The sequence below is a fragment of the Bacillus sp. ABA4_010 genome (assembly GCF_056159105.1).
In genome coordinates this window covers 361,513-376,696 of sequence record NZ_JBSWUN010000003.1, presented here as the reverse complement: position 1 = coordinate 376,696, position 15,184 = coordinate 361,513, and the positions used below count along the sequence as shown (strand labels likewise).

The following is a 15,184-nucleotide window of genomic DNA, read 5'->3' as shown; positions in this document are numbered from 1 at the left end:
GCCTGACTTTGACTTTTTTTAGTTGACCGTTGCTATGACAGAACGTCAGTCTTTTAAGCTCCGCTCCTTATTGTCTAGCTCTGAAAGCCAAGCTGTACAACTTTCACTTCTTCCTACGGTCATCTCACTCCTTCCTACAGAGGCTAAAACGCTTCTTTGTCCGGAGTTCCAATGCCCTATAGGAGTGAACGAGTTTGCTTCACTTTTCTTATTTATCGTCTACTTCTTCGAATTCCGCGTCGACAACGTTATCGTCTTTTTTCGCTTGTCCTTCAGCTTGACCACCTTGAGCTGCTTGTTGAGCTTGCTCGTAAAGCTTCATTGTCAATTGTTGAACGATTTCTTGAAGAGCATCTTTTTTCGCACGGATTTCTTCAAGGTCATTTGTCTCGATAGCCGCTTTTAAAGCATCTTTCGCTTCATTTGCTTTCGCTACCTCTGCTTCATCTACTTTTCCTTCTAGGTCTTTCAATGTTTTTTCTGTCGTAAAGACCAGCTGATCTGCTTCATTGCGCAATTCTACTTCTTCTTTTCGTTTTTTATCTGCTTCAGCATTCTCTTCTGCTTGTTTAATCATGCGATCGATTTCTTCATCAGAAAGACCTGAAGATGATTGAATTGTAATGGCTTGTTCTTTGTTTGTGCCTAAGTCTTTCGCACGAACGTTTACAATACCGTTTTTATCGATATCGAATGTTACTTCAATTTGCGGAATGCCGCGTGGTGCTGGTGGAATATCTGTTAATTGGAAACGACCAAGCGTTTTGTTATCGCCTGCCATCGGACGCTCCCCTTGCAATACATGGATATCAACAGCTGTTTGATTATCTGCAGCCGTCGAGAACACTTGTGATTTGCTTGTTGGGATTGTCGTATTGCGGTCAATTAACTTCGTGAACACACCGCCCATTGTTTCAATTCCTAATGAAAGTGGAGTAACGTCAAGTAAAACAACATCTTTTACATCACCTGTTAATACTCCACCTTGAACCGCTGCACCTAGTGCTACTACTTCATCTGGATTCACTCCACGATGCGGTTCTTTTCCAGTTGCTTTTTTAATAGCTTCTTGTACAGCTGGAATACGTGTAGAACCACCAACTAGGATGACTTTATCAATTTCATTTGCAGATAAACCAGAGTCTTGAAGCGCTTGACGGACAGGACCCATTGTACGTTCTACTAAGTGCGCAGATAGCTCATCAAATTTCGCACGTGATAACGTGACTTCTAAGTGAAGAGGGCCTGATGCACCAGCTGTAATGAACGGTAAAGAGATTTGAGTTGATGTAACACCTGACAAATCTTTTTTCGCTTTTTCAGCTGCATCTTTCAAACGTTGAAGCGCCATTTTATCTTGCGCTAAGTCAATGCCGTTTTCTTTTTTGAATTCTGCTACTAAATAGTCGATGATTACTTGGTCGAAATCATCCCCACCAAGGCGGTTGTCCCCTGCAGTTGCACGAACTTCAAAGACGCCGTCGCCAAGTTCAAGGATCGATACGTCAAACGTACCGCCTCCAAGGTCGTATACTAAAATTGTTTGATCTTCTTCCATTTTATCTAAGCCGTAAGCTAATGCTGCCGCTGTCGGTTCGTTAATAATACGCTCTACTTCTAGACCAGCAATTTTACCAGCATCTTTCGTTGCTTGACGCTCAGCGTCGTTGAAATAAGCAGGAACCGTAATAACTGCCTTTGTTACAGGCTCACCTAAATAATCTTCTGCATATGCTTTTAAGTGCTGTAAAATAATAGCTGAAATTTCTTGAGGCGTGTATTTATTGCCCTCAGCTTCCACTTTATGATCCGTACCCATGTGGCGCTTTACAGAAATGATTGTATTCGGATTTGTAATAGATTGGCGCTTTGCTACTTCTCCTACTTGGCGCTCTCCACTTTTGAATGCCACAACAGATGGTGTTGTGCGATTTCCTTCTGGATTTGGAATTACCTTTGGTTCGCCGCCTTCTAATACGGCAACACAAGAGTTAGTTGTACCTAAGTCGATACCAATGATTTTGCTCATTGACTTTACCTCCTAGATTGAGTATGTATTTCTTGTTATTGATTGACTTTTACCATGGAAGGACGAATAACTTTGTCCTTTAGCTTGTAGCCTTTTTGAAATTCTTCTACAACTGTATTAGATTCAAATGAAGAATCCTCTACTTGCATGACAGCTTGATGCTGGTATGGATCAAACGTTTGGCCGACTGCCTCAATTGCCTCTACACCTTCTTTTTGAAGGGCTTCAAGAAGCTGGCGGTGAACCATTTCCATTCCTTGCAGTACAGCTTTAAATTGCTCATCTTCTGTATCTACCTTTAACGCTCTCTCGAAATTATCAAGAGCTGGTAATATATCCATCACTAAGTCTTGCGCACGATATTTTTGTGCTGCTTCAGCATCTAAACGAGCGCGGCGGCGGAAATTATCAAAATCAGCTTGCAAACGTAAATAGCGATTTTCTTCTTCTTCCAGTTTCGCTTTTAGCTCTGCCACTTCTACCTCTAAAGAGTTCGCTTCTCCAACCTGCTCACCCTCTGTTTGTTCGTTTGACGTGTGCTCTGTTTCCTCAACTTGTGATTCCACTACATTTTCTTCTGTCATTTGCTTTTCGTTTGTCAACGAATTCACCTCCCTTTAATGTATTAGACAATCTTCACTTACAAGAAGGCATAAATGGTGAGGCGAAGCGGATAACCGCTCCTGCCCGTTAACCAATATAGCCTCGGCTATTTATTTTGATACAGTCTTCTCAACGCATTTGATAAGTCTGATGAGACAAATTGCAGTAAACTAATCACACGTGAGTATGGCATTCTTGTTGGCCCTAAAATAGCGACCGTGCCGAGCTGTTCATCACCTATTGCATAACTAGCTGTAATTAAGCTCGAGCTTTCCATTTCACTAAATGTGTTTTCTCTGCCAATTTTGACATCAATCCCACCCTTATGACCACGCAACAGTTCATATAGTTGCTGTTCTTGCTCCATCATCTTTAAGAGTGATTGAATTTTCCCTACATCATGAAATTCAGGGTGGCTCAACATATTCGTTTTGCCGCCAATAAATGCTTTTTCATCCTGTTTTAGTTGCAAAGCATTTTGCATCGTGTTGAAAAGCTGTTCATAATTCGTAATATGCGTTCTCAGCAGCATCGCTACTTCTTTATACATCTTATCCTTTAAATCCATAATCGACACGCCAGCTAACCGTTCATTTAAGATATTTACCATCTTTTCAATGTCCGATGGATTAACACCATCCGGCAGCGTCAACGTTTTGCTTTCCACATGTCCTGTATCTGTTACAATAATAGCAACAGCCGTTTCCTTGGATAAAGGAATCATTTGAATTTGTTTTAATTTATGATTGACTACCCTTGGTCCTAAAACAATCGACGTTAAATTCGTCATTTCTGACAAAATTTGCGCTGATTTTTGGACAATGGCTTCTAGCTCCACAATATGCTCTGCAAACACTGACTTTAGTTTAGCTGTATCAGATACTGTCAGCAATTGTGGGGATAATAAATGGTCAACATAGTAACGGTAGCCTTTTTCCGAAGGAACTCGACCTGAAGAACTATGCGTCTTTTCAATAAACCCCAATTCTTCCAAATCTGCCATTTCGTTTCGAATGGTAGCAGAACTGAAATTAATTTCTTCTTTTTTGGATAAGGTTCTTGAACCAACAGGTTGAGCAGATCGAATGAAATCATCTACAACGACTTGTAAAATTAACAATTGCCGATCTGTTAGCACATGTCATCACCTCTGTTAGCACTCAAAGAGACCGAGTGCTAAATCTATTAATAAATTACCAAATCACTCTGGCAATGTCAACGATTAGATTACTCCGATGAAGACTTGGAACACCTCATTACCAAGAAACCTACCTTTGCGCGTTAAGGAGACGTATTGATCGCTTTCCTGCAACAGTCCTTTAGTAATTTGCTCCTGTACTTGTTCAGCAAATACATCATTTAATTCCACACCGTACTTTTGTTTAAACACCACTTTGGAGACTCCTTCTGTTTTTCGGAGACCTAAAAACATTTCTTCTTCCATCATTTCTGTTTTCGTGACCGTATGCTCTTCTATGTGAGCGAAGCCAGCTTTAAAAATCGCATCCATGTATTTTTGAATTGGACCAATATTGGCTCGTCTTACTCCTTGAACATAACTATGCGCCCCAGCGCCAATGCCGTAATAATCTTCATTATTCCAATATGTTAAATTATGGCGGCTTTCATAACCACTTTTGGCAAAATTACTGATTTCGTATTGATGAAATCCATACTTCTCCATTTCTTTCATCAAAACATCATACATTTTGGCTTCTTCTTCCTGCGGGGGAACATGTAATTGACCTTTTCGCATCAAATTATAAAATACGGTTTTCGGTTCGATAATTAACGAATAAGCAGACATATGGTCCACATCTAATTGAAAAGCTTGTTCTAACGTTTCAAAAAAATCTTCCATCGTCTGCCCAGGAAGATTGTACATTAAATCAAGACTCAAGTTCTCAAACCCTTTTTTTCTTGCGACTTTAATTGTTTCAATCGCTTCGTTTTTCGTATGCACACGGCCAATCCCTTTTAACAGTTTATCATTGAAGGTTTGAACTCCGATACTTAAACGATTCACTCCATAATCTTTCAAGAGCTGGAGCTTTTCATCCGTTAGTTCATTCGGGTTGGCTTCAAACGTGAATTCTCCTCCTTCAGCTAAAGAAAGATGCTTCCGAGTGACGCGCAAAAAATGATCAAGTTGAGATGCTGTTAGTGCCGTTGGTGTTCCACCTCCCACGAAAATGCTGCGCAACGGAGCCTTCCCATGTTTTTCGACCGTATGCTCCATTTCTTTTTCCATTGCCTCAATATATTGATCCACAGGCTGATTTTCAAAAAACACTTTATTGAAATCACAGTAATGGCAAATATGATGACAAAACGGAATATGCAAATATGCTGCTTGTACCATTAGTTTCACACCTTTTTTTAATTTATCCTGCACAAACACAGTTCAATGTCACAGCGTGAAAGAATCGGATAAGGGCGGCTTGAAAAAGGAAAAATCCTTTTCAAGCCGCCCTTTTTATTATTTCTTTCCGCTGCTGTCTTCCATTTTTAACACAGCCATGAACGCCTCTTGCGGTACTTCTACCGATCCGACTTGTTTCATGCGCTTCTTACCTTCTTTTTGTTTCTCAAGAAGCTTACGCTTACGCGAGATGTCACCACCGTAACATTTTGCCAATACGTTTTTACGCATCGCTTTAATTGTTGAACGTGCCACAATTTTTTGGCCGATGGCCGCTTGAATTGGCACCTCGAACTGCTGACGCGGAATTAACTCTTTTAATTTTTCTACAATGACTTTTCCGCGCTCATAGGCAGAGTCACGGTGAACGATGAAGGACAATGCATCCACTTGTTCACTGTTCAATAAAATATCCATCTTCACTAATTTGGACGTTTTATATCCAATAAGTTCATAGTCAAAAGAAGCATATCCTTTTGTACTTGATTTTAACTGATCAAAGAAATCATATACGATTTCCGATAACGGGATTTCATAGATGATGCTAACACGGTTTTCATCCAAATATTGCATCGTCACAAAGTTTCCACGTTTCTTTTGGCAAAGCTCCATAACCGTTCCTACATAATCATTCGGAACCATAATCGTTGCTTTGACATACGGCTCCTCAATACGATCGATTTTTTGCGGGTCTGGCATGTTAGAAGGGTTATCAACCGCAATCTTCTCGCCATCTGTTAAAAAGACATCATAGATTACACTCGGAGCGGTCGTAATTAAATCGATATTAAATTCGCGTTCAATTCGCTCTTGAATGATTTCCATATGAAGCAATCCTAAGAATCCACAACGGAATCCAAAGCCTAATGCTTGCGATGTTTCCGGCTCAAATTGAAGAGCAGAATCGTTTAATTCTAATTTCTCTAAAGCCTCGCGCAAATCATTGTACTTTGCTGTATCGATCGGATATAATCCGCAGAATACCATCGGATTTAATTTACGGTACCCCGGAAGCGGTTCTGTCGCTCCGTTTTTCACGTGTGTAATCGTATCCCCGACACGTGTATCTCCAACATTTTTAATAGCTGCTGTTAAAAATCCTACGTCACCGACTGTCAATTCTTCTCTCAGTGTTGTTTTCGGAGTGAAAACCCCTACTTCCGTCACTTCGAATTCTTTTCCAGTCGCCATCATTTTAATTTTGTCTCCGACTTTAACTGTCCCTTCCACGACACGAATGTACGCTACTACGCCTCGATAAGCATCATATAAGGAGTCGAAGATTAACGCTTTTAAAGGTCCTTCTGGATCTCCACTTGGAGCTGGTACCTTTTCAACGATTTGTTCTAAAATCTCTTCGATGCCAATTCCGGCCTTCGCTGAAGCAAGTACTGCTTCCGACGCATCAAGACCAATCACGTCTTCCACTTCTTGTCGCACACGTTCTGGGTCAGCACTTGGCAAATCGATTTTGTTAATGACAGGCAAAATCTCTAAGTCGTTATCAAGTGCTAAATACACATTCGCCAACGTTTGGGCTTCAATCCCTTGTGCCGCATCGACAACAAGAATGGCTCCTTCGCAAGCTGCGAGACTTCGCGACACTTCATACGTAAAATCAACATGTCCCGGTGTATCAATCAAATGGAAAATATAATCATTTCCATCCTTCGCCGTATAGTTAAGTTGTACCGCATTTAATTTAATGGTAATCCCGCGCTCACGCTCTAGATCCATAGAGTCTAAAAGCTGTGCTTTCATTTCACGTTGCGTTAACGCATTCGTCTTTTCAAGAATGCGATCAGCTAGCGTTGACTTTCCATGATCGATATGAGCAATGATTGAGAAATTACGAATTTTCGATCGTCTTTCTAATCTTGATTCTTTATTCATCACATATTTCACTCCTACTAAAACTCGACAAGCATTTACACTAGGATTGATTATATCATTATCATCTATTCCATGTCATTATAAAGTAAAGGAGTTTTTACTTTGAGCCCATTGCCATTTGTCCCATTCTTTCGCTTTGTAAGCCCACTCATCCTCCAACACACGATTACCTGTCAATAGCTTTATCGATAATAGAATGAACGGCATCCGCAAATTTCTTCCCAAATGATGAAAAGAAATTAAAAGCTTTATGCTCCTCAAGTTGCTGCTGTTTTTCCTTCAAGTCTACCGCCCTTACTTTAGAACCAAGTACAGAAGCCTCCACTTCCCCTTTTTCTGTTTGGGAAACCGTAAAAGCACTATCAAGTTCCGGGTCTTGGTACCCTTTCATTTTAATCATTCCGTTATTGGCCTGTTGCATACCAAGCAACACTCCGAATAATAAAACCGTTGTCAGCAGGAAGGTTTTCATCATGAACTTGACCATGTTCTTCTCCTTTAATGCATTGTTTATTACTCATTATGGACGTTTCTTCATGAAAACATTACCTGCTTTTCTATTATTGTGTAGATTTAGTCGTTCCATTTACTTTCTCTGCTTGCCAATAGTATTCACTAAATACATCAGCTACGGCCTCGGCAGTCCGGTTCAACTCCTCAAATGAATTGTCAACACCCCCGAATTCAAACAAAATAGCATTTTGAGAAAGATCTTGATTGAACTTTCCATTTGTTCCTTCTCCTCTTTTTGTAATGACCCCTCTGCTCAAGCCGGGATATTTTTGATTAATTAAGTTATGCAAATCTTTCGCCAGCTTAACATTTTGTTCATAGTTGGCATTTTCGCCTCCAATAACAAAAGCAACTTTGGCGTAGTTTTTCCCGTTTATGGAAATGGTCGTTGCTTCTCTACGGTTAGCATCACGATGAAGATCAAATAAATACTGCAGCTCACGATTAGAAGCAAGCGCTGATTGCACGACCTCCCGGGAAGCCGCGTACGATTTAGCATAGTTCCAGCCTTTTTGCTTTAACTTCTCATTCATATCCTCCACATTCACTTGTGTTCCAATTCCTCGTTCCGCCAATTCTTCTGCAAGCTTTTTCCCGACCATTGTAATGTTTACTTTCGAATGATAGGCAGCATTAGGGTCCGTTACCCCTTTCAAGTGAGGCAAGTACGATTCACTGCTATGAGTATGATAAATAAAGACAACATTTTTTCCATTTGTCGATAAATTTGGAGGTTGAATAGGTTCCTGGTCTTCTACTGGCTTGTCCAACTCGGATAGATTTTGAATACTTGCTTCTCTTTCTGCCATCAATACTTCTAAAGGAGGTGCCGATTCATATGGAATGGTCGTATAATCCAACCCTTCTTCTGCCACAATAATCTCACTATCAAAATGATAAAATCCAGGAAGCTCGTTACCAAGCAAACTTCTTGGGTCATCTAGGTTAATTCTTGTTGCAAATTGAAACAATTCACTAAAATATCTCGGGGAAGGAATATCTGGTGAAAGGGCCTGCTTAAAATAATGGTTTTCATAGGACAATAAATGGACAAAAGATGAAATGGATAATTCGTCTGTCACTTCTCCCAAAGAGGAAGAAGCAATTCGATATTGAGGTTTTAACGACGTCAAAACCCCAACCATGACAAAGAGCATGACGAGCCCTAATATGAACACAATCACAAATTTCCGTATTACAGCACCGTTTACAGATACAATAAATTCACCCGGCCGCCCAAATTTCATGTGCTCACCCTTTCAACGCTTCTCTATCTCATGTATATGTACAAGCCTTAATTGATAGAACATTCTAAGCGTGAAGAGGTTTTTTTTCATAAAAATAAACCTTTTCGTTGATAAACTAACGGAAATGCTTCCATCAACGAAAAGGCTCCCTTCGAATTCCCCTGTTTTCTACACCATTTAATGAGTATAAGCTCCTACATTTCCTTGATCGATTTCATGATGCAGGGCGGCATTCAAACCACTTGCTACGACATTTGCCATATCTTCAATAAACATATCAACCTCTTTTGGAGTTACCATTAAATTATGCCCTAAAGGAGAAAGTACTTCATAAATAAGTCTTCGTTTTTCCTCATCAGGCAACATCCCAACAAGTCCAAGGTACGTTTGACGTTGCTCTTCTTCCGGCAAGTCTTCATCAGTCAGCGTCTTTTTTTCTCCAAAGGTCATACTTGACGGTACGAGAGCTTTAGACGGCTTCCCTTGTTCTCTCATCTCGCGTCCAAAATGTTTTAAAATAAAGTCAATCGTATCACTCGTGATAGAAACCGCATCGACTACCGTCGGGATGCCAAGAGCAATGACCGGTATCCCTAATGTTTCATAGCTAATTTCCTTTCTCTTATTGCCAACTCCTGATCCTGGATGAATTCCTGTATCCGAGACTTGGATGGTAGCATTCACACGCTCAATGGATCTCGCTGCAAGCGCATCAATTGCAATGACAAAATCGGGTTTTGTTTTTTGTACAACGCCAAAAATAATATCACTCGTTTCAATTCCAGTTAATCCCATAACACCTGGAGCAATGGCACTGACCGGTCGAAAACCGTCTGCTACATCCTGTGGATCCAGTTCAAATAAATGTCTCGTAATCAATAAATTTTCAACTGCCATTGGTCCGAGCGCATCAGGGGTGACATTCCAATTCCCCAATCCAACAACAAGGCAGCTTGCTTGATCAGGAATACCTAGCTGCCGAATAAAATGATGGAGCTCTTTTGCTAGTACTTCTTCCATCGTTTGTTGTGCTTCGGTGTCTTGTTGACGAATTCCTTGCGCTTCAAGTGTTAAATATCTCCCTTTTTTCTTGCTAATAGCTTCAGCACCCTGCTCTGTAATTTCTACGGATGTTACTTTAATTCCGTCTACTTCTCTTTCTTTGATGATTACTCCTTCAATCTGTCCACGTGTCTGCGCCTTGCTTTTCTCACTTTTTTCTCTTTCCTCTACCACCATTTCATGGGCTTCTACTGCCAAATCTGTACGAACGCTGTATTGACTCAAATCCAGGTTATGACTCATAATCCTTCCTCCCGTCCTAATATGTACTATCCTTAATGTGTACTAAAATTTCCCTTTGCTTGCATAGAAAAATTTACTATATTTATGGAGTAGCTATTTTTTTAGTTTCCCCGTACAATAATCAAGGGCAGAGAAACAACTTTCAAATTCTCATTGGTTTCTTATTTGTATATAGCCATCCGATTAATGAGCAGCAACTGTTCAAAAAATCGACGAGATTAGGCTAATGAAAAGTCGCCATTTTATAACAAAACTAGCTTATTCATATGTGCTTGTATTTTCACCGATTCAGTATTTGTTCATTCATCTCATCATTAAGAGATGTTTGTATAAAAATCATCTCGATATTCTATTGCATTCTTTTTGTTGGTTTGATAGAATATCATGTGTTCTAACTGTAAAAAATGTCGAGTTTAACATAATCTCGATTTTCAATTATTTCGGGAGGTGAAATAAATGCCAAATATTAAATCTGCGATTAAACGCGTAAAAACTAGCGACGCTCGTCGTGCACAAAACGCTCAAGTTAAATCTACAATGCGTACTGCTATCAAAAAGGTAGAAGCATTAGTAGCTAACAACGATATCGAGAACGCAAAAGCTGCTTTCGCTGTAGCTTCTGAAAAATTAGACAAAGCTGCTCGTAAAGGTCTTATCCACAAAAACGTTGCTGCTCGTCAAAAATCTCGTTTAGCTAAACAAGTTAACGGATTATCAGCATAATAAAAAAACGCTTCTCCTTCATGGAGAAGCGTTTTTTTATTATGCTGTATCACCAAAAGATTTTATTCCCTTGACGATGTTACAGAACTTAAGAAAAATAGTTCCAAAATAAGCGATTTATCCATTTTTCCCATTTTCATTTCATAATCCGCTTGTGCAAGCTGTTTCATAATGCTTTGAAGACGTTCTTCACTAAACAATTTACTTTGCTGAGCCGCAAGCTTAATCCGAAATGGATGCACCTTCAACGATTGAGCAATTTGCTGTTGCCCATATCCTTGACTGCTTAATAGCTTGGAGTGATAAATCAACCGAAACTGTGCGACCAATAAAGATAAAATTTTAATTGGTTCTTCGTTGTTTTGCAATAAATCGCGGTATAGAGACATCGCTTTTAACGAATCTTGCTTGACGACCGCCTCGACAAGAGAAAATACATTTTGCTCCAGCGATCTTGCAACGAGAAGTTCGACGGCTTCTTCTGTAATGACTTCTCCTTCTCCTACATACAAAATTAGTTTTTGCAGTTCATTTAACACAACCGTTAAATTGAGACCCGTCAATTGCAACAGCAACTGCTTAGCACCATCTCCCATCGTGACAGATGCTTCTTTGAGCTCGTTCTCCATCCATGTTTTGATGTCCTGCTCTGCCAATTCATTCGCTTCGATGCATTCAGCTTGTTTTTTTAGGTGCTTAGTAATTTTTTTCCGTTCATCAAGCTTTGGATACGGTACGAGAATAACGAGTACTGCAAATGGAGAGGGCGCATCTAAATAACTCTGTAATTTATCAAGATTATGTTCTACTTTCTGCTTCGATTTTTCAGCGGTCAAAAAAACCGCATTGTTAAGAATAATGACACGCCGATCCCCGAAAAACGGCAAAGTTTCAGCATCTTCTACCGCTTGCTCTACAGGAGTCTCCTCCATATCGTAAAGGGATAAATTAAAGCTTTGTTCCTCTTTGCTTAAGGCCGCATCAATAATTTTTTTTCGTGTCTCATTCAACAAAAAGGTGTTAGTACCATATAATAAATACACTGGCGCCAGTTGATTTTTTTTTATTTTTTTCCAACTATGTAGTCCCAAAATCGTTGCCTCTCCCATTCGTTCTTGATCTTCTTTACTATCGTACATAGATTACGCCTTTTTTACAAGTTGTCCGTTTCATCTTCATAATCAAAGGGAATTGCACACGAAAAGCAATTCCCTAATCTATGATAAACACTGACAAAGTAAGTCCCGGGATACTTTTTTGTCAATGATTGTCCCTTTCTAATTATTATGGACAGCGGGGATTGAACTATTTGTGACAACTCTTGTCAACAGAGGAAAACGGTTTCTTGCATATGGATTTTTTCATATTTTTGCCTTATACTAAAAATGATGAAATAGGAGGGGTAGCCGTGAATCAGTTTGAAAAAAACGTCCAAAGCACACGAAACGACGCCGTTGATTCAGGTGTTGGTTTCATCGTTTCATTCGGATTTTTCGCAACAATGTTTATTATCGCAACTATCGTACAACTTGTCGCATCTTGATGTTCGACACAATATCATGACCTACCGCTAGTAGGAAGAGAGCTGTTGAAAAAGACTTTCAACAGCTTTCTCTTTGCTATATGTTATGGGATTTGCCGGTAGAACGTTCCTTTGTTTTGCCAAAAACTATAATGAATGGCTCCATTTTGGTCTGTACGAAAAACGGTAATCCCTCTCGACTCCAGCTCTTGTATAACTGACATGTGCGGATGCTGATATCGGTTGCGCTTTCCCACAGAAATAATGGCCACTTTCGGTTTAATATGATCTAACAGTAAAGACGATGTTGATGTGTTGCTCCCATGATGACCTACCTTCAACACATCAACAGGCAGATGCGGGAACTTTTCGACAAGTCGTTTTTCTCCTTCTAGTTCCAAATCACCCGTAAACAACCATGAAGCACCTCCTAGCGTCGCATAAAGGACGATGGATTGTTCATTTGTTGATCGTTCCTTTCCATTAGGCGATAAGATGTGAAAGGAGAAATCCCCCTTCTGCCATTGAGCTCCTGTTGATACTTGTACAACGGAAATACCATTTGCTAACGCTTGCTTCACCAACTTTCTTTCTAATTCATTCAATGAAGTCTTTTTGCCAATTACAAGCTCTTTTACCTTTACATTATTCAAAAGTGACAAGCCAGCCCCTGCATGATCATAGTCACCATGTGTAATTAACAGCTTATCAATTTGGCGAATCCCTCGTTCATGCAAAAATGGAAGGAGAATATCTTCTCCTACCTCAAACGACGAACGTTTTTTTTGCCATGCTTCTTTTTCAAATGAAAACGAGCCCCCTGTATCCACTAAATACACACCTTTACGATAAGGGAGTTCGATGAGGATGCTGTCTCCTTGTCCAACATCAATTATCGTGATGCGACCTTCCGGGTTGAGGTGAAATTGATAATATTGAAAGATCATAAGCAAAAAGAAGCTAACGCACGACCATTTCCACTGCTTCCCTCCTTGTTCTCCTGTGTGAAACAACCACAATACGGCGACAATTAGACTTATTATTCCCCAAAGAGAGGGACGCCCAAAAATGAGCTGCGTATAGGGGATGGAAACCGTTAACGCTACGATATTGTTGCTTATATTAAGCAGTATGTTAAGCAAAAACACGAGTATATCTGCCACCGACGGAACGATCACCATACAGCATAAAATACATACGCAAATAGGCAGGACAATAATAGAAAAAAGAGGGATGAACAAAAGATTGAGCGGAAGACTTAACATGGAGATTTTATGAAAGTGGTATAAAATAAGGGGCAATGAACTTAATTGGGAGACAATGCTTGCTACCAGTAGCTGAGATCCGAACGAACATGCACGGTTTTCAATAAGACGTGCTGACATGACGAGAGAAAATGTAACGGCAAACGAAAGTTGAAAGCCAACATGGTACATATAATAAGGGTTGAATCCCGCCATGAGAAGAAAAGTGACACTGACAGCATCTTGAGGAGTAAGTACTCTTTTAAAAAGCAACACAGTCAACATCAATTCGGTCATAAGAACAGCTCGAATAACTGAAGGCGCAGCGCCTGCTATAAGTCCATAGAACGGAAGGGTGAACAACAATACTATCATAGCCTTTTCTCGAGTCACACCCAATCGAATCAATAAGTAAAAAACGGCACCTGTTAAAAAGCCGACATGCAAGCCCGATATCGCTAATAAGTGAATGATTCCTCCCTCTTGGTAATGCCGGAGCGTTTCTTCACTAATATATTTTCGCTCACCGTAAATAAGTGCCTGCATCATTCCATTTGCAGGCTGCGGGACATGTTCTTCAATGAAACGAATCCCTTTGTCCCGCCACCTCGGAAACAAATCTCTTATCGTCACATTATCTGTGCATGCTTCAATGGAAAGATGAGAAATCTGCAAAATCCAATGAATTTGTTGATGATATAAGTAGCGCTTATAGTTAAAGGCACCTTCATTTCTCGCTGACTCCGGTTTTACAAGCTCCCCTTCCACCCTACACACAAATCCTGGTTTTAACGATTGAAGCAGATTTTTTTGTTCCATAGTAGGAATCGTATATACCGCTGCAACCTCTTCTTCTGAAAGCTGAAATGCAAACGATAGCGTTTGCCCATTGAAATCGGGGATAGAGGTGATACGTCCATCAAAGAAGCGTTGAGAAGTTGAAAGCGAGGTTTGATTATGCTTTTCAAGCAGTAGATAGTGGACACATAGAACAACCGTAAAAGCCATACCTATATAGAGGACTGGGCGGGGTAGATGAAGGAACAGCCACATGATATAAGCAATCGATAATAGCCATAACACAGGCTCTCTCACAGTCCATCCTACGAATGCTAACGCAACCAATAGCGCTACATACACCCAGTGCCCTTTCAATTCTTTTATCATTCACATATGCAAACACCTCCACGATTCACCGAAACAGCTGATTGATTCTCCCCCTTTATCTTTTATACAGGTTTCTTTTCAGGATGGGGCAGATGAACAACTTCAATATCTTTTAGAAAATATTGGTTCCATTCGTTTGGATAGGCGTTTCGATACACAATTCTTGTAATGCCTGATTGTGCTAACGTTTTGGAGCATTTTTCGCATGATTCATGTGTAATATAAGCAGTCGCTCCTTTGAGCAAATGTCTATCAGCATGAAGTACCGCGTTCTCTTCGGCATGAAGACAACGAATACATCGACCGTTGTGGTCTTTCAAGCACCCCGCCTCATAGCAATGTTCATGTCCATGAATGGAACCATTATAGCCTGTTGATACAATATGACGATCTTTCACAATGACACATCCTACATGAAGTCGTTGACAAGTCGAACGTGTCGCTGCCACTTCTGCAATTTCCAAAAAATACTCATCCCAGCTTTTTCTAGTCACGTTCTTTCTCCCCCTTATGAAA

13 protein-coding genes are annotated in these 15,184 nt (G+C 40.2%); 2 read left to right on the top strand and 11 right to left on the bottom strand.

The window, feature by feature from the left end:
• Positions 1-208: 208 nt before the first annotated feature.
• The 8 genes from dnaK to gpr form a co-directional block, all read right to left on the bottom strand.
• Positions 209-2,029, bottom strand: a complete 1,821-nt coding sequence (gene dnaK / locus ACXAEO_RS03035) for a molecular chaperone DnaK (RefSeq protein WP_474877826.1) — start codon at positions 2,027-2,029, stop codon at positions 209-211.
• Positions 2,030-2,064: 35 nt separating this feature from the next.
• Positions 2,065-2,631 (bottom strand): nucleotide exchange factor GrpE, encoded by a 567-nt coding sequence (gene grpE / locus ACXAEO_RS03030; protein ID WP_474877824.1) that lies wholly within the window; start codon positions 2,629-2,631, stop codon positions 2,065-2,067.
• A gap of 107 nt (positions 2,632-2,738) precedes the next feature.
• Positions 2,739-3,770, bottom strand: a complete 1,032-nt coding sequence (gene hrcA / locus ACXAEO_RS03025) for a heat-inducible transcriptional repressor HrcA (protein ID WP_474877820.1) — start codon at positions 3,768-3,770, stop codon at positions 2,739-2,741.
• Positions 3,771-3,854: 84 nt separating this feature from the next.
• The gene (gene hemW / locus ACXAEO_RS03020) at positions 3,855-4,994 is read right to left on the bottom strand and encodes a radical SAM family heme chaperone HemW (RefSeq protein ID WP_474877818.1); all 1,140 of its coding nucleotides are present in this window, start codon (positions 4,992-4,994) and stop codon (positions 3,855-3,857) included.
• Positions 4,995-5,111: 117 nt separating this feature from the next.
• Entirely contained in the window at positions 5,112-6,950 is a 1,839-nt protein-coding gene (gene lepA, locus ACXAEO_RS03015; protein WP_474877816.1) for a translation elongation factor 4, read from the bottom strand.
• A gap of 163 nt (positions 6,951-7,113) precedes the next feature.
• Positions 7,114-7,434, bottom strand: a complete 321-nt coding sequence (locus tag ACXAEO_RS03010; RefSeq protein ID WP_474877813.1) for a YqxA family protein — start codon at positions 7,432-7,434, stop codon at positions 7,114-7,116.
• A 73-nt stretch (positions 7,435-7,507) separates the two neighbouring features.
• On the bottom strand, positions 7,508-8,707 hold the full coding sequence (spoIIP, locus tag ACXAEO_RS03005) for a stage II sporulation protein P (RefSeq protein WP_474877811.1): 1,200 nt from the start codon (positions 8,705-8,707) through the stop codon (positions 7,508-7,510).
• Positions 8,708-8,884: 177 nt separating this feature from the next.
• Complete coding sequence (gene gpr, locus ACXAEO_RS03000; RefSeq protein ID WP_474877809.1) at positions 8,885-10,012, bottom strand: GPR endopeptidase; 1,128 nt, start codon at positions 10,010-10,012, stop codon at positions 8,885-8,887.
• 456 nt (positions 10,013-10,468) lie between these two features.
• Here gpr and rpsT point away from each other — a divergent pair, with 456 nt between their 5' ends.
• Positions 10,469-10,735 (top strand): 30S ribosomal protein S20, encoded by a 267-nt coding sequence (rpsT, locus tag ACXAEO_RS02995; protein ID WP_474877807.1) that lies wholly within the window; start codon positions 10,469-10,471, stop codon positions 10,733-10,735.
• A gap of 62 nt (positions 10,736-10,797) precedes the next feature.
• On the opposite strand, the gene holA is transcribed toward rpsT, so the two are convergent.
• On the bottom strand, positions 10,798-11,874 hold the full coding sequence (gene holA / locus ACXAEO_RS02990; protein ID WP_474877803.1) for a DNA polymerase III subunit delta: 1,077 nt from the start codon (positions 11,872-11,874) through the stop codon (positions 10,798-10,800).
• Positions 11,875-12,143: 269 nt separating this feature from the next.
• Between holA and ACXAEO_RS02985 the strand changes: the two genes are divergently transcribed.
• Positions 12,144-12,278 (top strand): YqzM family protein, encoded by a 135-nt coding sequence (locus tag ACXAEO_RS02985; protein WP_474877801.1) that lies wholly within the window; start codon positions 12,144-12,146, stop codon positions 12,276-12,278.
• Positions 12,279-12,361: 83 nt separating this feature from the next.
• Here ACXAEO_RS02985 and ACXAEO_RS02980 read toward each other — a convergent pair whose 3' ends face one another.
• Together ACXAEO_RS02980 and ACXAEO_RS02975 are read right to left on the bottom strand one after the other, a co-directional pair.
• Positions 12,362-14,668: a DNA internalization-related competence protein ComEC/Rec2 gene (locus ACXAEO_RS02980; protein ID WP_474877799.1), complete on the bottom strand. Its 2,307-nt coding sequence runs from the start codon at positions 14,666-14,668 to the stop codon at positions 12,362-12,364.
• Between the two features lie 62 nt (positions 14,669-14,730).
• Positions 14,731-15,162, bottom strand: a complete 432-nt coding sequence (locus ACXAEO_RS02975) for a deoxycytidylate deaminase (protein ID WP_474877797.1) — start codon at positions 15,160-15,162, stop codon at positions 14,731-14,733.
• Positions 15,163-15,184: the final 22 nt, after the last annotated feature.